The 22,283-nt window shown below is 69.8% G+C and carries 25 protein-coding genes; 18 read left to right on the top strand and 7 right to left on the bottom strand.

The window, feature by feature from the left end; translation table 11 throughout:
* Nucleotides 1-9 precede the first annotated feature (9 nt).
* Genes hda through ACFO6Q_RS03430 form a run of 4 tightly spaced genes read right to left on the bottom strand, consistent with a single transcriptional unit; the run spans nt 10 to nt 3,093 of the window.
* Entirely contained in the window at nt 10-723 is a 714-nt protein-coding gene (gene hda, locus ACFO6Q_RS03415) for a DnaA regulatory inactivator Hda (protein ID WP_380019112.1), read from the bottom strand.
* Entirely contained in the window at nt 720-1,895 is a 1,176-nt protein-coding gene (locus ACFO6Q_RS03420; RefSeq protein ID WP_380019113.1) for an AI-2E family transporter, read from the bottom strand. The genes hda and ACFO6Q_RS03420 overlap by 4 nt, the downstream gene beginning before the upstream one ends.
* Nucleotides 1,888-2,454 (bottom strand): CDP-alcohol phosphatidyltransferase family protein, encoded by a 567-nt coding sequence (locus ACFO6Q_RS03425; protein WP_380019114.1) that lies wholly within the window; start codon nt 2,452-2,454, stop codon nt 1,888-1,890. The genes ACFO6Q_RS03420 and ACFO6Q_RS03425 overlap by 8 nt, the downstream gene beginning before the upstream one ends.
* 12 nt (nt 2,455-2,466) lie before the next feature.
* Nucleotides 2,467-3,093, bottom strand: coding sequence for a DUF2066 domain-containing protein (locus ACFO6Q_RS03430; RefSeq protein ID WP_380019115.1), 627 nt, complete (start codon nt 3,091-3,093; stop codon nt 2,467-2,469).
* 153 nt (nt 3,094-3,246) lie between these two features.
* Here ACFO6Q_RS03430 and purM point away from each other — a divergent pair, with 153 nt between their 5' ends.
* From purM to ACFO6Q_RS03450, 4 genes are all read left to right on the top strand, one after another.
* The gene (gene purM, locus ACFO6Q_RS03435; protein ID WP_380019116.1) at nt 3,247-4,284 is read left to right on the top strand and encodes a phosphoribosylformylglycinamidine cyclo-ligase; all 1,038 of its coding nucleotides are present in this window, start codon (nt 3,247-3,249) and stop codon (nt 4,282-4,284) included.
* An 80-nt stretch (nt 4,285-4,364) separates the two neighbouring features.
* Nucleotides 4,365-5,075, top strand: coding sequence for a phosphoribosylglycinamide formyltransferase (gene purN / locus ACFO6Q_RS03440; RefSeq protein WP_380019117.1), 711 nt, complete (start codon nt 4,365-4,367; stop codon nt 5,073-5,075).
* 56 nt (nt 5,076-5,131) lie between these two features.
* Complete coding sequence (locus tag ACFO6Q_RS03445) at nt 5,132-5,848, top strand: DUF3108 domain-containing protein (RefSeq protein WP_380019118.1); 717 nt, start codon at nt 5,132-5,134, stop codon at nt 5,846-5,848.
* On the top strand, nt 5,845-6,033 hold the full coding sequence (locus ACFO6Q_RS03450; RefSeq protein ID WP_380019119.1) for a LuxR C-terminal-related transcriptional regulator: 189 nt from the start codon (nt 5,845-5,847) through the stop codon (nt 6,031-6,033). The genes ACFO6Q_RS03445 and ACFO6Q_RS03450 overlap by 4 nt, the downstream gene beginning before the upstream one ends.
* A gap of 50 nt (nt 6,034-6,083) precedes the next feature.
* On the opposite strand, the gene murA is transcribed toward ACFO6Q_RS03450, so the two are convergent.
* A complete protein-coding gene (murA, locus tag ACFO6Q_RS03455; RefSeq protein ID WP_380019120.1) occupies nt 6,084-7,343 on the bottom strand; it encodes a UDP-N-acetylglucosamine 1-carboxyvinyltransferase in 1,260 nt (419 codons plus the stop codon).
* A 94-nt stretch (nt 7,344-7,437) separates the two neighbouring features.
* Nucleotides 7,438-7,683, bottom strand: coding sequence for a BolA family protein (locus ACFO6Q_RS03460; protein ID WP_380019121.1), 246 nt, complete (start codon nt 7,681-7,683; stop codon nt 7,438-7,440).
* 267 nt (nt 7,684-7,950) lie between these two features.
* Here ACFO6Q_RS03460 and ACFO6Q_RS03465 point away from each other — a divergent pair, with 267 nt between their 5' ends.
* From ACFO6Q_RS03465 to ACFO6Q_RS03530, 14 genes are all read left to right on the top strand, one after another.
* Nucleotides 7,951-8,973: a KpsF/GutQ family sugar-phosphate isomerase gene (locus ACFO6Q_RS03465; RefSeq protein ID WP_380019122.1), complete on the top strand. Its 1,023-nt coding sequence runs from the start codon at nt 7,951-7,953 to the stop codon at nt 8,971-8,973.
* Between the two features lie 106 nt (nt 8,974-9,079).
* The gene (locus tag ACFO6Q_RS03470) at nt 9,080-9,622 is read left to right on the top strand and encodes a KdsC family phosphatase (protein ID WP_380019123.1); all 543 of its coding nucleotides are present in this window, start codon (nt 9,080-9,082) and stop codon (nt 9,620-9,622) included.
* A gap of 10 nt (nt 9,623-9,632) precedes the next feature.
* The gene (gene lptC / locus ACFO6Q_RS03475) at nt 9,633-10,208 is read left to right on the top strand and encodes an LPS export ABC transporter periplasmic protein LptC (RefSeq protein ID WP_380019124.1); all 576 of its coding nucleotides are present in this window, start codon (nt 9,633-9,635) and stop codon (nt 10,206-10,208) included.
* Nucleotides 10,168-10,866, top strand: coding sequence for a lipopolysaccharide transport periplasmic protein LptA (lptA, locus tag ACFO6Q_RS03480; RefSeq protein WP_380019125.1), 699 nt, complete (start codon nt 10,168-10,170; stop codon nt 10,864-10,866). The genes lptC and lptA overlap by 41 nt, the downstream gene beginning before the upstream one ends.
* A complete protein-coding gene (gene lptB, locus ACFO6Q_RS03485) occupies nt 10,866-11,585 on the top strand; it encodes an LPS export ABC transporter ATP-binding protein (protein ID WP_380019126.1) in 720 nt (239 codons plus the stop codon). The genes lptA and lptB overlap by 1 nt, the downstream gene beginning before the upstream one ends.
* Before the next feature lie 226 nt (nt 11,586-11,811).
* Nucleotides 11,812-13,233, top strand: a complete 1,422-nt coding sequence (locus ACFO6Q_RS03490; RefSeq protein ID WP_380019127.1) for an RNA polymerase factor sigma-54 — start codon at nt 11,812-11,814, stop codon at nt 13,231-13,233.
* A gap of 167 nt (nt 13,234-13,400) precedes the next feature.
* Nucleotides 13,401-13,721, top strand: coding sequence for a ribosome hibernation-promoting factor, HPF/YfiA family (gene hpf, locus ACFO6Q_RS03495; protein WP_380019128.1), 321 nt, complete (start codon nt 13,401-13,403; stop codon nt 13,719-13,721).
* A 33-nt stretch (nt 13,722-13,754) separates the two neighbouring features.
* Complete coding sequence (locus ACFO6Q_RS03500) at nt 13,755-14,213, top strand: PTS sugar transporter subunit IIA (RefSeq protein ID WP_380019129.1); 459 nt, start codon at nt 13,755-13,757, stop codon at nt 14,211-14,213.
* Nucleotides 14,214-14,414: 201 nt separating this feature from the next.
* Nucleotides 14,415-15,365 carry an HPr(Ser) kinase/phosphatase gene (gene hprK, locus ACFO6Q_RS03505; RefSeq protein ID WP_380019130.1) on the top strand — a complete coding sequence of 317 codons (951 nt, stop codon included), beginning with the start codon at nt 14,415-14,417 and terminating at the stop codon, nt 15,363-15,365.
* Nucleotides 15,359-16,246 carry an RNase adapter RapZ gene (rapZ, locus tag ACFO6Q_RS03510; RefSeq protein WP_380019131.1) on the top strand — a complete coding sequence of 296 codons (888 nt, stop codon included), beginning with the start codon at nt 15,359-15,361 and terminating at the stop codon, nt 16,244-16,246. Before hprK ends, rapZ begins: the two co-directional genes overlap by 7 nt.
* Nucleotides 16,247-16,385: 139 nt before the next feature.
* Nucleotides 16,386-16,778, top strand: a complete 393-nt coding sequence (locus ACFO6Q_RS03515) for a PTS sugar transporter subunit IIA (protein WP_380019132.1) — start codon at nt 16,386-16,388, stop codon at nt 16,776-16,778.
* A gap of 284 nt (nt 16,779-17,062) precedes the next feature.
* Nucleotides 17,063-17,332: an HPr family phosphocarrier protein gene (locus tag ACFO6Q_RS03520; RefSeq protein WP_380019133.1), complete on the top strand. Its 270-nt coding sequence runs from the start codon at nt 17,063-17,065 to the stop codon at nt 17,330-17,332.
* Entirely contained in the window at nt 17,329-19,062 is a 1,734-nt protein-coding gene (gene ptsP / locus ACFO6Q_RS03525; RefSeq protein ID WP_380019134.1) for a phosphoenolpyruvate--protein phosphotransferase, read from the top strand. The genes ACFO6Q_RS03520 and ptsP overlap by 4 nt, the downstream gene beginning before the upstream one ends.
* Nucleotides 19,063-19,131: 69 nt before the next feature.
* Entirely contained in the window at nt 19,132-20,079 is a 948-nt protein-coding gene (locus ACFO6Q_RS03530) for a 2OG-Fe(II) oxygenase (RefSeq protein WP_380019135.1), read from the top strand.
* Nucleotides 20,080-20,089: 10 nt separating this feature from the next.
* Here ACFO6Q_RS03530 and ACFO6Q_RS03535 read toward each other — a convergent pair whose 3' ends face one another.
* Nucleotides 20,090-22,108 carry a hypothetical protein gene (locus ACFO6Q_RS03535; protein ID WP_380019136.1) on the bottom strand — a complete coding sequence of 673 codons (2,019 nt, stop codon included), beginning with the start codon at nt 22,106-22,108 and terminating at the stop codon, nt 20,090-20,092.
* Between the last annotated feature and the right edge of the window lie 175 nt (nt 22,109-22,283).

The following is a 22,283-nucleotide window of genomic DNA, read 5'->3' on the forward strand; positions in this document are numbered from 1 at the left end:
GCCCTTCCCTCACTCCTGCCGGTCCGCGTCGGAAGCGCCGAGCAGGCCGCGCAGGAACGGCACCGTCACGCGCCGCCGCGAGGCCAGCGAGGCGCGGTCGATGCGGTCGAGCGCGGCGAACAGCGAGCCGAGGTCGCGCCGGCCGCGCGCGAACAGCCAGTCCAGCGCCGCTTCGTCCAGCTCGATGCCGCGCTCACGCGCACGATCGCGCAGCAGCGCGCGGCGCGCCGCTTCGTCGAGCGGCTTCAGCGCGACCTGCGTGCACGCCGACAGGCGCGAGACGAGATCGGGCAGGCCGATGCCCAGCTGCGCCGGCGGCGCGCCGGCGGCGAACACCAGGCTGGCGCGCTCGGCGCGGCAGCGGTTGTAGAGGTCGAACGCGGCGTGCTCGGCCTCGCGCTCGCCGGCGATCGCGTCGAGGTCGTCGATGGCGAGCAGGTCGCTGCCGCCGAAGCCGCGGATCGCCTCGGCGCGGCGCGTGCGCAACGCCGACAGCGACAGGTACTGCGCGCTGCGGCCGGCCGCATTGGCGGCGGCGCAGGCGGCCACCAGCAGATGCGTGCAACCACTGCCGGTCGCGCCGGCCAGGTACGGCCAGGATTCGTCGGCGCCGCGCGCGACGGCGCCGAGCAGGTCGACCGCGGCGGCGTTGGGTCCCGCGACGAAGCTGTCGAAACGCTGGTGCGCCGGCCAGCGCAGCGCGAGCGGAAGCTGATCGGTCATGCCGCGGAGGGAGGCTCGGGATTCTTCGGCGCGGCGGTTTCGACGACGACCACCGCCGGCCCGGCCGCCTCCTCCGAACCCGGCACGATGATTCCCGACTGCGCGCGCGTGGTGTACAGCTCGCTCTGCGTGTAGCGCTCGTACAGGTAGCGCAGCACGACCATCACCACCGAGGCGACCGGCAGCGCGAGCAGCACGCCGAGGAAGCCGAACAGCTCGCCGCCGGCGAGCACGGCGAAGATCACCGCGACCGGATGCAGGCCGATCTTGTCGCCGACCAGCTTGGGCACGAGCACGTAGCCTTCCAGCGTCTGGCCGACCACGAACACGCCCAGCACGAGCGCGACGTGGGCCCAGTCCTGGTACTGCACCAATGCGGCGATCACTCCCATCAGCACGCCGGTGATCGCGCCGAGGTAGGGCACGAAACTGATCAGCCCCGCGATCATGCCGATCAGGGGCCCGACGTTGATGCCGATCAGCCACAGCCCGGCGCCGTAGAACACGCCCAGGGCGACCATCACGCTGAGCTGGCCGCGCAGGAAGGCGCCGAGCACCTCGTCCGATTCGCCCGCCAGGCGCGAGACCACCGGCTCGATCGAGCGCGGAATCAGCGCGTGGATGCGCGCGACCAGCACGTCCCAGTCGCGCAGCAGGTAGAACGCGACGACCGGGATCATGACCAGGTTCAGGACCCAGCCGACCAGCGCCATGCCGGACTTGGACACCTTCGCCACCACCGTGGCGGCGAAGCCGCCGGCTTCCTTCCAGTTCGCCTGCAGCGTCTCGAAGATCTTCTGCGTGTCGAGCACGCCCGGCGAGATGCCGAATCGCGCCTCCAGCCACGGCGTCGCGCGGGTCTGGAACCAGTTCACCCACACCGGCAGCTGGGTCAGGAAATTGCTGATCTGCCGCTCGATGAACGGCACCAGCACCAGCACGAACGCGACGACGAGAATCGTCGCGACGAGAAAGACCAGACTGACGGCGATGCTCCTGCCCATGCGCGGCTCGAGGCGATCGACGACCGGATCGAGCAGGTAGGCGAACAGCGCCGCGACCACGAACGGCATCAGCACCGGCGACAGCAGGTAGATCACGCTGCCGATCACCAGCAGCAGGATCAGCGCCTGCCAGCGCAGGTCGAGCCGTGCTCCGCCGTTCTCAGCCATGTCCGCTCTCCGTCCGTTTCGCGCGGCGCGCGCGTGCGCCCCAGACCACCACATAGTGCAGCCCGCTGGCCAGCGTGACGAGCGCCGTCGCCACCGCCAGCAGCCCGCGCAGCGCGTCGGGCACCGGCAGCCAGCGCGACAGGTGCAGCAGCTCCACCAGCACGAACACGATCTGCAAGGTGGTGGTCAGCTTCGACAAACGGCTCGGTGCCGCGTCGAAGCGCCCGATCAGCCAGTGGTAGGCGGCGGCGCCGGCGACGATGACCAGATCGCGCGCGACGATCAGGCCGACCAGCCACAGCGGCAGCTCGCCGACCAGCCACAGCGAGACGAAGGCGGTGGTCAGCAGCAGCTTGTCGGCGATCGGGTCGAGCATGCCGCCGATCCAGCTCTGCCAGCCGCAATGCTTGGCGAGGAAGCCGTCCAGCGCGTCGCTGGCGCCGGCGATCGCGGCGACCAGCAGGGCGCCGTCGTAGCGGCCGTGCAGGATCAGCCAGCACAGCGGCAGCGCCAGCAGGATGCGCAGGCCGGTGATCAGATTGGGCAGATGGCGCAACATCCGCGCCGGACGCTAGGGCGTCAACGCGAGCGTCGCGTCGACACCTTCGACCTTCGCTCCCGCGACCACGCCGAGCGTGCGCTCCATGGCGACCACCTCGAGGAAGCGCGTCAGGCCGGACACCAGCGACAGGCGCACCAGCACGCCGTCGCCGCGCGCCTCCATCGGCTGCGCGTTGCGCACGAAATTGTTGCGCGCGAGGTAGCCGACCAGGCGCGCGTAGTCGTTGGCGTTGTTGATGCCGCCGATCCAGACGGTCGCTTCGCTCGGCGCCTCCGTGGCGACCTCGGTCTGCGCACCGGCCGGCCCGAGGCCGAGCCGCTGCAGCATCTGGTTGACCGCCGTGCTGTCGAACTGCGCGACGAGCAGGTATTTCGCGCCGGAATCGTCGCCGCGGCGGTACTGGTATTGCAGCACGTAACGCTCGGCCTGCTCGACCGCCTTGGCGACGTCGGGACGGGCCAGCAGGCCGCTGTCGCCGGTCTGCGCGGCGACCACGTTGGCCAGTGCGGTCTTCAGCGCGCCGGAACGCTCCTCGTCCGACTGCGAATTGACCGGCGCCTCGCCGGTGTACGAGGAAGGCGCGGCAAGAGCCGCCGCCGACGCGAGCAGCGCCAGCAGGAAAACGATTGCGCGCAACGGAAAGAACGCTCGCATCTGGGGAGGCCGACTGCCTTCGGAAGTGGCGCAAGTCTGCCCAAAGGCCGCGGACACGTCCATTCCGGGGCTCCGCGCGGCCTCGGCCGGCACAGCGCCGGTGTATCATGCGCGCCCCGCAATCGCCCCGCCGCCATGTCCACCGACCAGGAAAGCCTGAGCTACCGCGCCGCCGGCGTCGACATCGACGCGGGCAACGAAGTCGTCGAGCGCATCAAGCCGCTGGTCAAGCGCACGTTCCGTCCCGAGGTGATGGCCGGCCTCGGCGGCTTCGGCGCGCTGTTCGAGCTGGCCGGGCGCTACCAGGAACCGGTGCTGGTGTCCGGCACCGACGGCGTCGGCACCAAGCTCAAGCTGGCCCAGCAGCTCGGCCGCCACGACACGATCGGCATCGACCTGGTCGGCATGTGCGTCAACGACGTGCTGGTGCAGGGCGCTGAGCCGCTGTTCTTTCTCGACTACTTCGCCACCGGCAAGCTCGACGTCGACACCACCGTCAGCGTGGTCGGCGGCATCGCCCGCGGCTGCGAACTGGCCGGTTGCGCGCTGATCGGCGGCGAGACCGCCGAGATGCCGGACATGTACCCGCCCGGCGAATACGATCTCGCCGGCTTCACGGTCGGCGCGGTGGAGAAGTCGGCGCTGATCGACGGCGCGCGCATCCAGGCCGGCGACGCCATCGTCGGCATCGATTCCAGCGGCCCGCATTCCAACGGCTATTCGCTGATCCGCAAGATCCTCGCGCGCGCCGGAAATCCGCTCGACCTCGATCTCGGCGGCGTCACGCTGGCCGACGCACTGATGGCGCCGACCACGATCTACGTCAAGCCGATCCTGGAAGTGATGAAGCGCCAGCCCGTGCACGGCATGGCGCACATCACCGGCGGCGGGCTGAAGGAAAACATCATCCGCGTCGTGCCCGAGGGCCTGGGCATCGCGCTCGACAGCGGCGCCTGGACGCTGCCGCCGGTGTTCGACTGGCTGCAGCGCGAAGGCCGCGTCGCGCGCGAGGAAATGTGGCGCACGTTCAACTGCGGCATCGGCTACGTGCTGATCGTCGCCGCCGCCGAGCGCGCGGCCACGATCGCGGCATTGAAGTCGCTCGGCCTGGAAGCGCGCGCGATCGGCGAAGTCGTCGCCGAAAGCGGCGGCGAGCGCGTGCGCATTTCCTGAGCCAGACTCGGGGCCGAGGGCTGAGGCTGCGGGCCGAACGGCCTGATCCGTCGCGGCGCTCGGCTCGAACGGGAGCGACGATGCACGACGTCCTCGAAACACAAGACGGAACAGCAGCCCTCAGCTCTCAGCCCTCGGCCCTGCGCCTCGCTGTCCTCTCTTCCGGCCGCGGCTCCAACCTGCAGGCCCTGATCGACGCGCAACGCGCTGGACGGTTGCCGGTCGAGATCGCGCTGGTCGGCAGCGACAAGGCGCAGGCGCCGGCGCTGCGCCGCGCGGAAGAATCCGGCATCGCCACGCTCGCGCTCGATCCGAAGAGCTACGCCAACCGCGCCGCGTTCGACGCCGATCTGTTCGCGCGCATCGCCGGGCACCGGCCCGCGCTGATCGTGCTGGCCGGCTTCATGCGCATCCTCGATCCCGCCGTGCTGGCGCCGTGGGCGGGACGCATCGTCAACATCCATCCGTCCCTGCTGCCCAAGTACCGCGGCCTGCACACGCATCGGCGCGCGCTCGAAGCCGGCGACGCCGAGCACGGTTCGAGCGTCCACTTCGTCACCGCCGAACTGGACGGCGGCCCGCTGATCGCCCAGGCGCGGATTCCGATCCTGCCGGGCGACACGGCTGACGCGCTGGCCGAACGCCTGCTCGTCGAGGAGCATCGGCTGCTGGTCGCCAGCGTCGCATCGATTGCCGCCGGCAGGATCGCGCTCGCCGGCTCGCAGGTGCTGCACGACGGTTCACCGCTGGCCGCACCGCTGCGCCTGCAGGGCGACGGGGCCTTGGCGTGAGCGCGCGTTCAGCCTGATCCCGCGACACTCCCCGCCTCGTCCGCCGGAACGCCCGCATGAAAGCCCTGCTCGCCACGCTGCTCCTGAACCTGCTCGCGACCGTGGCCGCCGTCGCCGCGCCGCCGGCGATGCGACCGTTCCGTGCCGAATACGCGACCCTGCAGAACGGCAGCGAACTGGGCCGCACGACGCTCGAACTGCGCGACAACGGCGACGGCAGCTGGACCCTGCGCAGCGAAACCAGCGGCACCGCCGGCCTGGCCAAGATCGCCGGCATCCACATCGTGGAGACCTCGCGCTTCCGCTGGCAGGACGGCCGCCCGATCGCGCTCGCCTACGACTACCGGCAGGACGGCGCCTTCAAGCAGCGCACGCGCCAGGCCACGTTCGACTGGAAGGCGAACGAGGTGCGCGTGAAGGAAGGCGGCGAGTACCGCTACGCCACCGTACCGGGACTGATCGACCGCCAGAGCGTCACCCTGGCGCTGGCCGCCGACCTGATGCACGGCGCGGCGAATTTCCAGTATCCCGTCGCGGTGAAGGATCGCGTCGAGGAAATGCGCTACGTGCGCGGCGCGAAGGAAACCCTCAACGTGCCGGCCGGTACCTACCAGACCGTCGTCATGCAGCGCGAGGGTGACTCCGACGACGACCGCCGCCGCGTCGCGCGCAGCTGGTTCGCCGAGTCGCTGGGCTGGCTGCCGGCACAGATCGAACAGGCCGACCGCAAGGGCGACACGGTGACGCTGAAGCTGGTGTCCGTGAAGCATTGACCGGCAGCCGCCGGGTCGCGGGCGGCCGGCGCAACGGCGAGATCGCCGCGCTGCCCGGCATCCGCGCCGGCACGGTCAAGCGCCATCTGGAGAACGTGTACCGGAAACTGGGCGTGAGCCGCCGCCGCGCCGCGGCGATGCTGCTCGCACCGCTGATGCCGCGCGGGGACCGGCGCGATCACTGATCGCCGCCGGCCTTCGGCCCGCACGGCCCGCGGGCGGAACGGATCTGCGGTTACGACGGCAGGCGCCGGATGTGCGCGCCGAGACCGCCGAGCTTCTCCTCGATGTTCTCGTAGCCGCGATCGATGTGGTAGATGCGGTCGACGACGGTGTCGCCCTGCGCGACCAGGCCGGCCAGCACCAGCGAGGCGGACGCGCGCAGGTCGGTGGCCATCATCGGCGCGCCGGACATCTTGTCCACGCCCTTGATGATCGCGCTGTTGCCTTCGATCTGGATGTCGGCGCCCAGGCGCTGCAGCTCGAGCGCATGCATGAAGCGGTTCTCGAACACGGTCTCGGTGATGATGCCGACGCCTTCGGCGATGCAGTTGAGCGCGGTGAACTGCGCCTGCATGTCGGTCGGGAAGGCCGGGTACGGCGCGGTCGTCACGTTGACCGCCTTCGGCCGCCGCCCCTGCATGTCCAGTTCGATCCAGTCCTCGCCGGTGTTGATGTGCGCGCCGGCGTCCTCCAGCTTGCTCAGCACCGCGTCGAGCGTCTTCGGGCGCGCGCGCTTGGCGGTGACCTTGCCGCCGGTGATCGCGCCGGCGACCAGGAAGGTGCCGGTCTCGATGCGGTCCGGCAGCACCTCGTAGGTGGTGCCGGACAGGCGCTCGACGCCCTCGATGACCAGCGTCGCGGTGCCGGCGCCTTCGATCTTCGCGCCCATCGCGTTGAGGCAGTTGGCCAGGTCGACGACCTCGGGCTCCTGCGCGGCGTTCTCGATGACGGTGGTGCCGGAAGCCAGCGCGGCGGCCATCATCAGGTTCTCGGTGCCGGTCACGGTGACCAGGTCGAGATTGATGCGCGCGCCCTTCAGGCGCCTGGCGCGCGCCTTGATGTAGCCGTTCTCGACCGTGACGTCGGCACCGAGCGCCTGCAGGCCCTTCAGGTGCAGGTCGACCGGACGCGAGCCGATCGCGCAGCCGCCGGGCAGAGATACGACCGCCTCGCCGAAGCGCGCGACCAGCGGGCCGAGCACGAGGATCGACGCGCGCATCGTCTTGACCAGGTCGTACGGGGCGAAATAGTGCTTGGCCGGGCGCGGGTCGACGTGGATCTTCATGCGCTCGTCGATGACCAGCTCCACGCCCATCTGGCCGAGCAGCTCCATCGTGGTGGTGACGTCGTGCAGGTGCGGCACGTTGCCGATGGTGACCGGGCCGTCGGCGAGCAGGGTCGCGGCGAGGATCGGCAGCACGGCGTTCTTCGCGCCGGAAACCCAGACGTCGCCGCTGAGGGGCTGTCCGCCGTTGATTACGATTTTGGCCATGGGGAGTTTAGGGCTGGGGGCTGAGGGCTGAGGGCTGGTATCTCGAGCGGGATTTCGGGAACCGTGGGTTGCGGGTCCGGCGCAGCGCCGGCCCTCAGCCCTCGGCCCCCGGCCCTGCCTCTTCGGGTGTCAGGGTGCGCAACGACAAGGCGTGGATCTCGCCGCCCATCCGTTCGCCGAGCGTGGCGTAGACCATGCGGTGGCGGGCCAGGGGCAGCTTGCCGGCGAAGGCCGGGCTGATCACCAGGGCCTCGAAGTGCACGCCGTCCGGGCCGTGCACCTCCACCTTCGCCTCCGGCATGCCGCGCTGGATCAGACTTTGCACGGTGGAACTGTCCATCTTGAGCTTTTCTCCGGCCGATGAGGGGGCGCTTGCGAGGCCTGCGCGGGGGCGGCATCCCCGCATCCGGGGCGCCGGCGGCAGGCCCGGCCGCGACGACTGGCCCGCGCTGTCCGTCTGGGGATCGGGCGGCCGGAATCAATCGGGCCGGCGAAGCGGCTACAATAGAGGCGGCGCATGGTACTCAAAATCCAGCAACAGCGCAGAAATTCCGATGTCTCCCATCCATCCAGGACGTTCGCCAGGACGCTAGCGCGCCTCACCACGATGAATGCCCAGATCCTCGCCGCCGTGCGCCCCCTGAACAATCCGCTGCTCGACGCCACCGCCCTCGTGCGCAGCGCGCAGGCGGTGATCACGATCGAGGCGGAGGCGATCACCGCGCTGCACGACCGCATCGACGCGAACTTCCTGCGCGCCTGCCAGCTGATGTTCGAATGCCCCGGCCGCGTGGTGGTCTCCGGCATGGGCAAGTCCGGCCACATCGCGCGCAAGATCGCCGCGACCCTGGCCTCGACCGGCACGCCGTCGTTCTTCGTGCACCCGGCCGAGGCCAGCCACGGCGACCTCGGCATGATCACGCAGAAGGACGTCGTGCTGGCGCTGTCGAACTCCGGCGAGACCGACGAGCTGCTCGCGATCCTGCCGCTGATCAAGCGCCAGGGCATTCCGCTGATCGCGATGAGCGGCAATCCCGGCTCCTCGCTGGCACGCCTGGCCGACGTGCACCTCAACACCAGCGTACCGGCCGAAGCCTGCCCGCTCGGCCTCGCGCCGACGTCGAGCACGACCGCCGCGCTGGTCATGGGCGACGCCCTCGCCATCGCCCTGCTCGAGGCGCGCGGCTTCACCGACGAGGATTTCGCGCGCTCGCACCCGGCCGGCAGTCTCGGCCGCCAGCTGCTGCTGAAGATCGGCGACATCATGCACACCGGGGCGCAGATCCCCACGGTCGGCCCGGAGGTCACCCTGACCGAGGCGCTGGTGGAGATGACGCGCAAGGGCCTGGGCATGACCGCGATCATCGACGCCGAGCAGCACCTGCTGGGCGTCTTCACCGACGGCGACCTGCGCCGTGCGGTCGACGACGACGACATCGACCTGCGCACGACCCAGGTCACGCGCCTGATGACGGTGCAGCCCAAGACGATCACCGCCGACAAGCTCGCGGTCGAAGCCGCCCAGCTGATGGAAGCGCACAAGATTCATGCGCTGTTGGTGGTCGATGCGGACAATCGCGTGGTCGGTGCGCTCAACATCCACGATCTGCTGCGCGCGCGAGTGGTCTAGACGCCGGGATTGGAGATTCGGGATTCGGGATCGAAGACCGCATCGCAATCCGTCGTTGCATGCCGCTCCGATCGATCCGAATCCCCCACTCCCAATCTCCAATCCCGTGCTCCCAAACGATTTCCCCGCCGACATCCGAGAACGCGCCGCCGGCGTGAAACTGGCCGTCTTCGACGTCGACGGCGTGCTGACCGACGGCAAGCTCTGGTACACCGCCGACGGGCACGAGCTGAAGGCGTTCAACGTCCTCGACGGACTGGGCCTCAAGCGCCTGCTCGCCAACGGCGTCGAAGTGGCGGTGATCACCGCGCGGCTGAGCCACGTCGTCACCGAACGCATGGCCGAGCTCGGCGTGGCGCACGTCTACCAGGACCAGAAGGACAAGCGCGCCTGCCTGAACCAGCTGCTGCACGCGTTGCGGCTCGACGCCGCGCACGTCGCCTACACCGGCGACGACCTGCCCGACCTCGCCGCGATGCAGCTCGCCGGGCTGTCGATCGCCGTCGCCAACGCGCACCCGTGGGTGCGCGAGCGCGCGCACTGGCGCACGCGCCTGTCCGGCGGCAGCGGCGCGGCGCGCGAGGTCTGCGACCTGATCCTCGCCAGCCAGGGCAAGGCCGAGAGCGAACTCGCCGCCTTCCTGCGCTGAGCGCGTCGCCATGAGCCGCAACTACTGGCTGACCGTCGCCGTGCTCGTCGCGCTCGTGCTCGGCACCGAATATCTGGTCTGGCTCAATCGCGACCGCACCGACGAACAGACCTTCGCCGGCCCGCCGCGCTCGGACTACACGCTGAGCGACTTCACGCTCAATGCGCTGAACGCCGAAGGCAAGCGCACGTTCCAGATCAGCGGTCCGTTCCTGGCACGGCGCGGCGACGACGCCTCGATCTTCGTGACGACGCCCGACTACCTGCTCGTCGACGGCGGCGGCAATCCGTGGCAGGGCAAGTCCGACTCGGCCTGGGTCAACAACGACGGCACGGTGATGAAGCTGCTCGGCCACGTCGAGATGCATCGACAGCCGGTCGGCAACACCAAGCCGGTCGACCTCGTCACCACCGACCTGACCACCTGGCCGAAGGACAAGAAGATGGAGACCGCGGCGCCGGCCACGATCACGCAGCCGGGCTCTATACTCCGCGGCATCGGCCTGCGCGGCGATCTCAACGACAAGACCCTGGAGCTGCTGTCCGATGTCCAATCGACGATCGAACCGAAGAAACGCCGGAAATAGGCTCGCCGGCGCCCTCTGCACCGCGCTGTGTCTGCTCGCGCCCGCCGTCGCGGCGGCCCTGAGCACCGACCGCCAGCAGCCGATGGACATCAAGGCGGACTATTCCAAGATCGTGCAGGGCAGCGACAAGACGCCGGGTACGACGTTCCTGCGCGGCAACGTGCAGGTACTGCAGGGCTCGATGAAGGCGCACGGCGCCGAGGCGACCATCTACCAGCACCCGAGCAATGCCCGCGACGCGAAAGGCAACGACATCTCCGGCGAGGTCCAGCGCATCGTGCTGGTCGGCAAGCAGGCGCACATCGAACAGCAGCAGGACAACGGCACCGGCCTGATGACCGCCGACGCCGACAAGATCGACTACAACAACGACACCAGCATCGCCGTGCTGACCGGCAACGTCACCGTCGTGCAGCAGGGCCGCGGCACATTCCACGGCGCGCAGATGACCTACAACACCAACACCGGCGAGATGGAGAGCGGCGACAGCGCGCCGGGCAACCGCGTGCACATGGTCATCCAGCCGAAGGCCAAGCCGGCCGCCAAGCCCGATGCGCCGGCAGCGGACAAGCCCGCTGCGAAACCCGTCGATGCACCGGCTGCGGACAAGCCGGCCGACGCGCAGCCGAAGAAGGCCGACACGGACGGCCAGCCCTGATGCTGAGCGCTTCCGGCCTGCGCAAGAGTTTCCGCGGCCGCGCCGTCGTGCGCGATTTCGAATTCTCGCTCGACCAGGGCGAGATCGTCGGACTGCTCGGCCCGAACGGCGCCGGCAAGACGACCTGCTTCTACATGGTCGTCGGCCTGATCGCCGCCGACGCCGGCTCGATCCGCATCGACGAACAGGACGTGACCACGCTGCCGATGCACGCGCGCGCGCGCCTGGGCGTGGGCTACCTGCCGCAGGAGGCGTCGGTGTTCCGCCGCCTGAGCGTGACCGACAACATCCTGGCGATCCTGGAGCTGCGCGACGACCTCGACGCCGACGCGCGAGCGAGCGAGCTGGAAGCGCTGCTCGACGACCTGCAGATCGGCCACATCGCCAACCAGAAGGGCGTCAGCCTGTCCGGCGGCGAGCGCCGGCGCGTCGAGATCGCGCGCGCGCTGGCGGCCAAGCCGCGCTTCATGCTGCTGGACGAACCGTTCGCCGGCATCGACCCGATCTCGGTGGTCGACATCCAGCGCATCGTGCGCCAGCTCAAGGCGCGCGGCATCGGCATCCTGATCACCGACCACAACGTGCGCGAGACACTGGGCATCTGCGAGCGCGCGTACATCATGAGCGAGGGGGCCGTGCTCGCGCAGGGTGCGCCCGCCGACATCCTCGCCAACGAGCAGGTGCGCGAGGTCTACCTCGGACGTGAATTCCGCATGTGAGCGGCGCCGGACGGGCCGGCCGGCCCGTTCGAACGGCACGAATGCCATTGCGAGAAAACGGCGCGGCCGCCGGCGCCGATCGCGACGCAACGCTCGGCGCACACCGAAAGCGCGAACTGCCGCGCCTTTCCTGCATTCCCAATCCCGAATCCCGGCCATAGTCAATCTGCCCGGGCCCTTCGTTTGGCGCTAGGATGGGGGCAGCCAGGCTCCGCCACGTTTTCGGATGAAACCAGCGCTCCAATTCCGCCTCAGCCAGTCGCTGGCGCTGACGCCTCAGCTGCAACAGGCGATCCGCCTGCTGCAGCTGTCGCGCATGGAGCTGGAGCTGGAACTGAATGCGGCGCTGGAATCCAATCCGCTGCTGGACATGGAGACCGGCGACGCCGTCGAGGCCGAGGAAGCCGACGGCGCCGATGCAGCCGAAGCGGCGGACGCGGCGAGCGAAAACGCGGCCGAAGCGCCGGAGACCGACGACCAGCCGCTCGACCTCGAATTCGAACGCAACGAGCATCGCGGCACCGCCCTCGACGAGGACGGCATGGAGCCGCAGGACGCCGAGATCGAGGACCTGCGCGACCATCTGCTCTGGCAGCTCAACCTCACGCCGATGTCCGCGCGCGACCGCGCGATCGCGGCGGCGATCATAGAGGCCGTCGACGACGACGGCTACCTCAGCGAAGACGACGAATCGATCCGCGACGCGCTGGCTTCGCTGCACGTGGTGACACCGGACGAAATCGAAGCCGTGCGCCACCGCGTGCAGCTGTTCGATCCGGTCGGCGTCGCCAGCCGTTCGCTGAAGGAATGCCTCGCCGTGCAGCTGGAGGTGCTCGATCCCGACACGCCGGGACTCACCCTCGCCCGCGCGCTGGTCGGCGAACATCTCGAGGCGCTGGCGCGCCAGGATCGCGCCCGCCTGTGCCAGCGCCTGCACGTCGACGAAGCCTCCTTCGAGACCGCGCTGGCGCTGATCCGCGGCCTGACGCCCAAGCCGGGCGGCAATTTCGCCAGCACCAGCGCCGAGTACGTCGCGCCGGACGCGTACGCGCGCAAGGTCGGCGGCCGCTGGCAGGTCACGCTCGCGCCCGGCTGCCAACCGCGCCTGGGCATCAACGAGCACTACGCCAGCCTGATCGCCAAGGCGCGCCGCGAGGACGCGAACTACCTCAAGGGCCAGCTGCAGGAAGCGCGCTGGCTGATCAAGTCGCTCAAGACGCGTGCGGAAACCATGCTCAAGGTCGCCACCTCGATCGTGCGCGCGCAGGAGGCCTTCCTCGAATTCGGCGCCGAGGCGATGCGGCCGCTGGTGCTCAAGGACGTCGCCGAGGAAGTGGGCATGCACGAGTCGACCATCAGCCGCGTGACCACGCGCAAGTACCTGCACACGCCGCGCGGCACGTTCGAGTTCAAGTATTTCTTTTCCAGCGGCGTGACCACCGTCGACGGCGGCGCGGCGTCCGCGACCGCGATCCAGGCGATGATCAAGAAGCTGATCGGCGAGGAGCAGCCGGCGCGGCCGCTCTCGGACCAGGTCCTGGCGACCGAATTGAATCGACGCGGAATTAACGTGGCGCGGCGTACCGTGGCCAAGTACAGGGAAGCGCTGAACATTCCATCCTCGAACGATCGCAGTCGGCTCGGCTGAACCACGCCATGACAGCACCCCATCCGTTTTTCCAACCTGCAGGAGGGAACGTCGCCGACAGGCGCTTGTCGGAGTTCATGCAGGCCACCCGAACGCCGGGTTTGCGGCACGGGCAGCGGCCTTTCGCCCGGGTCGGCGCGAGCCGCCCACCTCACGAGGAGTTCATCATGCAGATACTAGTCAAAGGTCATCAGGTCGAAGTCACTCCTGCCCTGCGCGACTACGCCGTCAGCAAGTTCGAGCGCATCTCGCGCCACTTCGACCACCTGCATGAATTCACCATCGTCCTCGGCCTCGAGAAGCTGCTGCACAAGGCCGAGGCGACGATCCTGGTTTCCGGCAAGACCCTGCACGCCGACGCGACCGCGGTCGACATGTACGCGGCCCTCGACGCGCTGGTCGACAAGGTCGACACGCAGGTGCGCAAGCACAAGGAAAAGCTCACCGACCACCACGCCGACGCGGTGCGTTCGGCGCGCTACAGCTAAGCCTTCGTCCATCGCGAGATCCCGCACCCGCCCATGCCTTTCCTCGATTTGCTGTCCCCCGAGCGGGTGCGGAGCGGCCTTGTCGCACGCGACAAGGCCGAATTGCTCGCCGAAGTGTCCAACCTTCTCGCCGGCGGCGACGACGACGTCGCCGTCGTGCGCGATGCGCTGGTCGCGCGCGAACGTCTCGGCAGCACCGGGCTCGGCCACGGCGTGGCGATTCCGCACGGCCGCAGCGCCTCCGTGGCGCAGGCCCGCGCCGCCTTCGTGCACCTGTCCGCCCCGATCGACTTCGGCGCCGCCGACCGCCAGCCGGTCGACCTGGTCGCCGCGCTGATCGTGCCGGCCCATTTCACCGACCAGCACCTGAAGCTGCTGGCGGAACTGGCCGAGCTGTTTTCCAGCGGCTCGATCACCGCCGATCTGCGCGCGGCGCCGGATGCGCAGGCGCTGCACGAGGCGTTGAAGAAAGGGCTGAGAGCCGAGGGCTGAAATCGGCGACGCCGCCGGGCGACCGCGGGATGGGCACGGATGCCGGCCGGAAAGCGCCGCATCGACGCCGTCGGCCGGACGCACCTGCGACGTACATCCCTCCCATGTGACGCCATGAGCGCGCGCCCGTACACTGGGCGGAACGATGCCGCCGTCGCGAAGCTTCATGGCCCTCCGCCCTCCGCCCTCAGCCCTGCCCCCATGGACCGCCTGACCGCCCGCCAGCTGTTCGACTCCGTCGGCGAGCGCATGGCGCTGCGCTGGATCGCCGGCCTGCGCGGCGAGAACCGCGCGATCGAGACCGGCGGCAACCTCGCGCGGCGCCCCTCGCTGGTCGGCTATCTCAACATCATCTATCCGAACAAGGTGCAGATCATCGGCACCGAGGAGCTGAACTACCTCGACAGCCTCGATTCGCGCCAGCGCTGGGAGACGGTCGAGAAGATCGTCGCCTACGAACCGACCGCGCTGCTCGTCACCAAGGACCAGCCGGTGCCGGCCGACCTGCGCAAGGCGGCCGAGGAAACCAACACGCCGCTGTGGCACAGCCCCAAGCGCGGCCATGAGCTGCTGACGTATCTTCAATACCAGCTCGCGCGCACGCTGGCACGGCAGATCACCTTGCACGGGGTGCTGATGGAGGTGTACTCGATCGGCGTGCTGATCACCGGCGAGAGCGGCACCGGCAAGAGCGAGCTCGCGCTCGAGCTGATCACGCGCGGCCATCGCCTGGTCGCCGACGACGCGCCGGAGTTCACCCTGATCGCGCCCGACGTGATCGACGGCAACTGCCCCGAGATGCTGCGCGACCTGCTCGAGGTGCGCGGCCTGGGCGTGCTCAACGTGCGCGAGATGTTCGGTCAGACCGCGGTCAAACCCTCGAAATATCTGCGCCTGATCGTTCACTTGAAGCCGCAGAAGCTCGACGCGCCCGGCGACGCGATGACGCGATTGACGGGCGACGTCGGCTACCGCGAGATCCTCGACGTGCAGGTGCCGCAGATCGTCATTCCGGTCGCGCCGGGCCGCAACATCGCGGTGCTCGCGGAAGCGGCGGTGCGCAGCCACATGCTCAAGAGCAAGGGCTTCGACCCCGCGCAGACCTTCATCGACCGACAGGCGCACCAGATGCGCCGATTGCCGCCATGGTAGACACGCCCGCCGACACCGCCAGCCCCACCGATCAGCTGATCATCGTCAGCGGCCTGTCCGGCTCGGGCAAGACCGTCGCGCTGCGCACGCTCGAGGACCTGGGCTACTACTGCGTCGACAACCTGCCGGCCGCGCTGATGCCTTCGTTCGTCCAGGCGCTGTCGCAAAACGCCGCCGGGCTGCGCCACAAGCTGGCCGTCGGCGTGGACGTGCGCAACCGCGCGGAGAACCTCAACCGCCTGCCGCAGATCCTGGCCGAGCTGGCGCAGGCGGACATCGGCTACCGGCTGGTCTTCCTCGACACCCGCGACGAGGTACTGATCAAGCGCTACTCGGAAACGCGGCGCCGCCATCCGCTGTCCGACGGGCTGGGCCTGGCCGACGCGATCGCCGAGGAGCGCCGCCTGCTGCGGCCGATGCTCGCCATCGCCGACCGCACGATCGACACCAGCGATCTCAACGTGCACCAGCTGCGCCGCCTGATCATCACCGAGATGGGCCTGGCCGCCGGCGCGATGACCCTGCTGTTCGAGTCGTTCGCCTACCGCCGCGGCGTCCCCACCGATGCCGATTTCGTGTTCGACGCGCGCTGCCTGCCCAATCCGCACTGGGATGCTAAGCTGAGGCCGCTTTCCGGCAAGGATTCGCCGGTGCGCGAATGGCTCGAAGGCAAGGCCGAGGTCGGCGAGTTCCGCGACGACCTGACGCGCTTCCTGGAGAGCTGGCTGCCGCGCTTCGAGCACGACGGTCGCAGCTACGTGACCATCTGCATCGGCTGCACCGGCGGCCGCCACCGGTCGGTGTACCTGTGCGAACGCCTGGCCGAGCATTTCCGGCAGCGCTACGCGCAGGTGCTGACCTATCATCGGGAGCTGGAGTGATGAAGGCCGGGAATCGAGAATCGGGAATGGAGAATCGGGAATGCGCGCTGCGCTCGCTTGACGGCGCTCGGGAAATGACGGGCCGCTGCTGCCGATTCCCGATTCCCGATTCCCGATTCCCGCGAACCGGGGGCGCGCCATGACCGTCGGCGTGCTCCTGATGACCCACGAATCGATGGGCGCCGCGCTCGTCGGCGCGGCGCGCCACGTGCTCGGGCGCCTGCCGCTGCCGGTCGAAGTGCAGGAAGTCGCTCCGGACGACGATCCGGACACGATGCTGCGCGCCGCCGCGGCGAATGCGCGCGATCTCGACCACGGCGACGGCGTGCTGGTGCTGTCGGACCTGTACGGCGCGACCCCGTGCAACATCGCGCGGCGCCTGCCCGACCTCGGCGTGCGCATGCACTGCGTGTCGGGACTGAACCTGCCGATGCTGCTGCGGGTCCTCAACTATCCGGAGCAGTCGCTCGACGAGCTGGCGCAGACCGCCGCGAACGGCGGGCGCGGAGGCATCGTCGTCGACAACGCGTAGGTGTTGAGAAACGGGCATTGCCGCCCATTTCTCGACATCACGGTCGCGACACGCGGCGCGCGCGAGCGCGCCCGGACGGCGAAGCTGGCCCGAGAGGGCGAGCGTCAGGGATGACGACGCGCGAACAGGTTCGCGCCCTGTGCCTCGCGGAGCGGCGACCGCGCGTCGCCGGCCTGCACACGGTTCTTCCGGCGTTTGCGATCGCCGGAACGGCCCGAAGACGGGCAGGCGCGGGCGGCGCGGCGCGCACGCGGCACCCCTTCCACAGCCACGAAAGGAACGTCATGCTCGAAAGGGAAATCACGATCAGCAACAAGCTCGGCCTGCACGCGCGCGCGTCGGCGAAGCTGGTCCAGCTGCTGCACGGCTTCCAGTCCGGCGCCTTCATCGCCTGCCGCGGCAAGGAGGTCAACGCCAAGAGCATCATGGGCGTGATGATGCTCGCGGCCGGACTCGGCACGCCGATCACGCTGCGCACCGACGGCCCCGACGAGGAAGCCGCGATGGCGGCGATGGTCGACCTGTTCGAGCGCAAGTTCGACGAGGGTCAATGAGGCTCGTCCTGACCGGGACCGGCGCGGCGCGCGGCATGGCGCTGGGCCGCGCACGACTGGAGCACCCGAGCCGCTACCTGGTCGACGAAAGTCCGCTCGCCGAAGGCGACGTCGAACACGAACTGGAGCGCCTGCGCCGCGCGATCGCGCTCGCGCGCGACGAACTGCAGGCGCTGCGCGAGAAGCTGCACGGCACGCTCGCCCGCGAAGTCGCCGAATTCATCGATGCGCACAGCCTGATGCTGGCCGACCGCGAGCTGACCAGCGGCCTGTTCGACCTGATCCGCGTCGGCCGCTACCGCGCCAGCGCCGCGCTGAAGATGCAGCGCGACCGCCTCGTCGCGATGTTCGAGGAGATGGACGATCCCTACCTGCGCAGCCGCAAGGAAGACGTCGAACACGTGATCGGCCGCGTACAGGCCGGCCTCGCGCGCGAGTCCAGCGCGGAGGAGCGCCGCCTCGCCGCGCGCGTCGGCGAGATCCTGGTCAGCGACACGGTGGCGCCGTCCGAGCTGGTGCCGCTGGCCGAGCGCGGCGTGCTCGGCGTGGTGCTTTCCTCCGGCAGCCAGGTCTCGCACAGCGCGATCCTCGCCCGCTCCCTGCACCTGCCGATGATCGTCGCGGCGCACGACGCGCTGTCGCACATCCAGGACGACGACCTCGTGCTGATCGACGGCGAGCGCGGCGAAATCGTCGTACACCCGGCGGCGCAGGACCTGGCGCGGTTCCGCGCCTGGCAGCGCGAGATCGCGCAGAAGGGCAAGCGCCTGGCCCTGCTGCGCGACGCCGACACGCGCACGCGCGACGGCACGACGATCGCCCTGTATGCGAACGCGGAGTCGCCCGCCGACGTGGCGCAGGCGCGTGCGCTCGGCGCCGCCGGCGTCGGCCTCTACCGCACCGAGTTCCTGTTCCTGCAGCGCAAGGAAATCCCGAGCGAGGACGAGCAGTTCCTCGCCTACCGCGACCTCGTGCTCGGCATGGGCGGGCTGCCGGTGACGATCCGCACGCTCGATCTCGGCGCCGACAAGGCCGATGCCAGTGGGCTGGTGCTCGACGACGAGGAAAACCCCGCGCTCGGCGTGCGCGGCGTGCGGCTGTCGCTGCGCCATCCGCAGCTGCTCGCCGTGCAGCTGCGCGCGATCCTGCGCGCCTCCGGCTACGGACCGGTGCGCATCCTCGTGCCGATGGTCTCGGCCGCCGAGGAGATGGTCAGCGTGCGCCGCCTGCTGAAGGAGTGCGCGCGCGACCTGCGCTCGGCCGGCCACGAGATCGCCGAACACGTCGACCTCGGCGCGATGATCGAGGTGCCAGCCGCCGCGATCGCCCTGCCCGGCATGATCAAGACGCTGGACTTCATCGCGATCGGCACCAACGACCTGATCCAGTACACGCTCGCGGTCGACCGCAACAACGATCACCTGGCGAACCTGTACGACCCGCTGCATCCGGCGGTGCTCAAGCTGATCGCACAGACCATCGCGACCGCCGAACGCGCCAAGCGCCGCGTGACCCTGTGCGGAGAGATGGCCGGCGACCGCCGCTACACCGCCCTGCTGCTGGCCCTCGGCCTGACCGACTTCAGCATGCATCCCGGCGTGCTGCTGGAAGTGCGCGAGGCGGTCAACGCGCTCGACCGTGCGCAGCTCCGCGCGCAGGCGCCGAGCCTGCTGCGCGCACCCACGCGCGCGCGCATCGAACGCGCCCTGGCGTCGCTGGGCAGCGGCTGAGCGCAGGATTGCAGCGGCAAGCGGATCGGCAGCTCCCCGCTGCACGCGCGCATGGCATCATGCGCGCCCATGAAGACCCCCGACCTCGCGAGTTTCGTGGCCCCCAGCGTCCTCGCCGACCTCGATCGCCACGCGGCCGCATTCGCGCGCCGCGAACCGTTCCGCCACGTCGTCATCGACGACTTCCTCGACGCCGGCTACGCCGCGCGCCTGCTCGCCGACTTCCCGCCGTTCGAGCGCGGCAACGCACGCAACGAGGCCGGCGAACTCGGCGGCAAGTCAACCGTCGAACGCATCCGCGACCTGGGCGCGCCGTACGCGGCGCTCGACGACCTGATCCAGTCGCCCGCCTTCCTCGGCCTGGTCTCGCGCCTCACCGGCATCCCCGAGCTGCTCTACGACCCGTTCTACTTCGGCGGCGGCACGCACGAGAACCGCGAGGGACAGGACCTCGATCCCCACGTCGACTTCAACCGCCATCCGGTCGAACACTGGCACCGGCGGCTGAACCTGATCGTCTACCTCAACCGCGAGTGGCAGGACGACTGGGGCGGCTCGCTGGAGCTGCATTCCGATCCGCGCTCGCCGGACGACCGCATCACGCTGGTGACGCCGCTGTACAACCGCTGCGTGATCTTCGAGACGACCGAGTGGAGCTGGCACGGCTTCGGCCGCATCGCCCTGCCGGCGGCGCGCCGCGACCTCACGCGCAGGTCGATCGCGCTGTACTTCTATACCCGCGAGCGTCCGCCGGAGGAATCGGCCGACACGCATTCGACCATCTATGTCGACCGCCCCCTGCCGGAACACCTGCGCGCGGGCACGACGCTGACCGAGGCCGACGTCGAGGCGCTGCGCACCCTGCTCGCCCGTCGCGACCAGCACAACCAGCGCCTGTACCGCGACATCACCCGCCTCACGCGCCAGCTCGAACAATCGCAGGCCGCGCTGCAGGGCGGCCGCCTCGGGCGGCTGCGCTACATTGCCTCGCGCGTGCTGGCGCGGCTGAACCGATAGACCCGCGGCGCTACGGAGCGCCGCCGGCGAAGCCGACTCCGCGCAGCACGTAGCTCATCGGCCGGTCGTCGGCGGAGTCGAGCAGGTTGTCGGCGACCAGCCGCACGTGGACGAACGGCCGCTCCGGCTGCGGGCACGTGCTCATTGGCAGAGTCGGCTGCGTGCGTTCGCCGGCGGCGGGATGCAGCACGCCCAGTTCGCAGTCGCCGACCAGCACGCGGATGCCGGGCGGCGTGCCGAGCTGGTACGAACTCGCCTGCGGCAGGAACACGTCCAGCTTGAATTCCGCCTCGCCGGCGTAGCGCAGCAGCACTTCGGTGTCCGGACGCGCCCAGGTCCAGCCGTCGCCCTCGCGGCCGTGGAAGCCGAAAGCGTACGCATAGCCTTCGCTCTGCACGTCGAAGTAGCCGCGCACGGTGGCCGGATCGACCGGCGTGAGGTCGAACGGGTCGCGCACGCGGTCGGTGGTCAGCTCGAACACGCGCAGGTCGAGGCTTTCGGCGACCAGCTTCCAAGGGAAGCGCCGCAGCCAGTAGCGTTCCGCGCCGGAAGTCCACATCGGCGGATCGGCGAGCAGGTAGACGCGCGACTGCGCGGCGAGGTCCGCAGGCAATTTCGCGTTGAGGTCGTCGATGTGCCGCCCCGAGTACAAGGCGACGGCCGGCAGCGAATACCAGCCCGCGCCGTACAGCGCCGCCTCGGCCGGCAGGCTGCCGATCGCCGCCAGATCCCGGTCGAGCAGCTCGCGCGACGCCGACGACGCCCAGTTGCCGGAATCGCCGAGGCTGGACCACGCCAGACCGGCCTGCAGCGCGATCGCCGTCGCCGTCGCCGCGACGAGCGGAGCGCGGTACCGCGCCCGGGTACGCTCCCTCCACAGCAGCGCAACGGTGAACGTGGCCAGCATCTGCAGCACGAGCACGCCGTTGAAGACGCGCCGGTACCAGGCCTTCTGCGTCGGCGTCACGCCGAGCCACCAGCAGAAATAGATCAATGCGAACACGGCCAGCGTCAGCACCAGCGGGCGCGCGCCGCAGCTCGCCAGCCGTCGGCGCAGGCCGGCCAGCAGCAGCGCGGGCAGCACCAGCCACGCGGCCAGCAGCCAAGGCGCGAGGCCGACGCCGGCCGCCAGCACCTGGAAATGCGCGGCGATCTTGCCGGCAAAGGCACCCGTGTCGTCGAAGCCCGTGCGCACGCCGGCCTGCTGCTGCACCGACTGCCATTCGTCTTCGAGCCAGGCCTTCCACAGCGCCCAATCGCCGATCGCGAAACCGCGCCACACCTCGTGCAGCAGCAGCGGCGCCAGCGCGCCGGCCGCGAACGCGGCGAGCAGGGCCGGGACCGGTCCGAGGCGACGCTGCCGCCGCCAGATTTCCGCCACCAGCACGGGCAGCAGGGCGACGAGGCCGATCGCCAGCACGGTCTTGGTGACCACGGCCAGACCCGCCAGCAGTCCCGCCGCGAAGCAGCGGCCCGCTCCGATCGGAGCCGAGCCGTCGCGCGGATACAGGACCAGCAGCGAAAGCAGCCACCAGGTCAGCGCCGGCACTTCGCCGTATCCGTTCATGCCCCAGTCTTCGATGCCTGGCGTCGCCAGGCAGGTGGCGGCGGCCAGCAATCCCCAGCGCCACGACGTCGCTCGCGCGACCAGCACGAACGCTGCCGCGGCGAACGCGAACAGGTACAGCAGGTTGGTCAGCTGCGCCTGCCAGAGGCCGACGCCGAACGCACCGAACACCGCGGCGGCGGGCAGGATGTACGGCGCGCGCGTCTGGATCTCGTGCGGAAATGCGTCGCGGTCGCCGTACATGCGACGGTAACCTTGGCCCTCTACCATCGAGCGCGCTGCTTCGAGATTCATCGCGCCGTCGAACGCGACCTGCTGGTTCCCCGTCCACAGAACCAGACGCGCGATCGCGACCACGGCCACCAGCGCAACGGCGGCGATCGCCAGTGTGCGGGCGATGCGTTCGGGGGTCCTTCGTTCCTCTGCGCCGGTCTCCGCGGCGAGCGATCTGACGAAGCTCAACGGTCCGTCGCCGCGATCGATGGCCGGCAAGGCGGCGGCACGCGCCCGGCAAGGTCGCAGGCCGCGACGCGACCAAGCGCGCGGGCGTGGCACAAGCGGCGCGGCCGGAACGGCGACCGTCGCCGGATGCCGAAGCGGATCGTCGGCATGGCTTTCTTCTCCCCCAGCAGAGAAG

It is taken from the genome of Dokdonella ginsengisoli (genome assembly GCF_042652785.1).
In the GTDB taxonomy this organism is placed as follows: domain Bacteria; phylum Pseudomonadota; class Gammaproteobacteria; order Xanthomonadales; family Rhodanobacteraceae; genus Dokdonella_A; species Dokdonella_A ginsengisoli.

What these genes read in the sequence shown, in the direction of transcription:
- purM (WP_380019116.1), top strand. Translation starts at nt 3,247, where the DNA reads ATGTCCACCGACCAGGAAAGCCTGAGCTACCGCGCCGCCGGCGTCGAC.
- hprK (WP_380019130.1), top strand. Translation starts at nt 14,415, where the DNA reads ATGGACCGCCTGACCGCCCGCCAGCTGTTCGACTCCGTCGGCGAGCGC.
- ptsP (WP_380019134.1), top strand. Translation starts at nt 17,329, where the DNA reads ATGAGGCTCGTCCTGACCGGGACCGGCGCGGCGCGCGGCATGGCGCTG.
- ACFO6Q_RS03465 (WP_380019122.1), top strand. Translation starts at nt 7,951, where the DNA reads ATGAATGCCCAGATCCTCGCCGCCGTGCGCCCCCTGAACAATCCGCTG.
- murA (WP_380019120.1), bottom strand. Translation starts at nt 7,343, where the DNA reads ATGGCCAAAATCGTAATCAACGGCGGACAGCCCCTCAGCGGCGACGTC.
- ACFO6Q_RS03530 (WP_380019135.1), top strand. Translation starts at nt 19,132, where the DNA reads ATGAAGACCCCCGACCTCGCGAGTTTCGTGGCCCCCAGCGTCCTCGCC.
- purN (WP_380019117.1), top strand. Translation starts at nt 4,365, where the DNA reads ATGCACGACGTCCTCGAAACACAAGACGGAACAGCAGCCCTCAGCTCT.
- ACFO6Q_RS03445 (WP_380019118.1), top strand. Translation starts at nt 5,132, where the DNA reads ATGAAAGCCCTGCTCGCCACGCTGCTCCTGAACCTGCTCGCGACCGTG.
- ACFO6Q_RS03420 (WP_380019113.1), bottom strand. Translation starts at nt 1,895, where the DNA reads ATGGCTGAGAACGGCGGAGCACGGCTCGACCTGCGCTGGCAGGCGCTG.
- rapZ (WP_380019131.1), top strand. Translation starts at nt 15,359, where the DNA reads ATGGTAGACACGCCCGCCGACACCGCCAGCCCCACCGATCAGCTGATC.
- ACFO6Q_RS03490 (WP_380019127.1), top strand. Translation starts at nt 11,812, where the DNA reads ATGAAACCAGCGCTCCAATTCCGCCTCAGCCAGTCGCTGGCGCTGACG.
- ACFO6Q_RS03520 (WP_380019133.1), top strand. Translation starts at nt 17,063, where the DNA reads ATGCTCGAAAGGGAAATCACGATCAGCAACAAGCTCGGCCTGCACGCG.
- lptB (WP_380019126.1), top strand. Translation starts at nt 10,866, where the DNA reads ATGCTGAGCGCTTCCGGCCTGCGCAAGAGTTTCCGCGGCCGCGCCGTC.
- lptA (WP_380019125.1), top strand. Translation starts at nt 10,168, where the DNA reads ATGTCCAATCGACGATCGAACCGAAGAAACGCCGGAAATAGGCTCGCC.
- hda (WP_380019112.1), bottom strand. Translation starts at nt 723, where the DNA reads ATGACCGATCAGCTTCCGCTCGCGCTGCGCTGGCCGGCGCACCAGCGT.
- ACFO6Q_RS03425 (WP_380019114.1), bottom strand. Translation starts at nt 2,454, where the DNA reads ATGTTGCGCCATCTGCCCAATCTGATCACCGGCCTGCGCATCCTGCTG.
- ACFO6Q_RS03515 (WP_380019132.1), top strand. Translation starts at nt 16,386, where the DNA reads ATGACCGTCGGCGTGCTCCTGATGACCCACGAATCGATGGGCGCCGCG.
- ACFO6Q_RS03460 (WP_380019121.1), bottom strand. Translation starts at nt 7,683, where the DNA reads ATGGACAGTTCCACCGTGCAAAGTCTGATCCAGCGCGGCATGCCGGAG.
- lptC (WP_380019124.1), top strand. Translation starts at nt 9,633, where the DNA reads ATGAGCCGCAACTACTGGCTGACCGTCGCCGTGCTCGTCGCGCTCGTG.
- hpf (WP_380019128.1), top strand. Translation starts at nt 13,401, where the DNA reads ATGCAGATACTAGTCAAAGGTCATCAGGTCGAAGTCACTCCTGCCCTG.
- ACFO6Q_RS03500 (WP_380019129.1), top strand. Translation starts at nt 13,755, where the DNA reads ATGCCTTTCCTCGATTTGCTGTCCCCCGAGCGGGTGCGGAGCGGCCTT.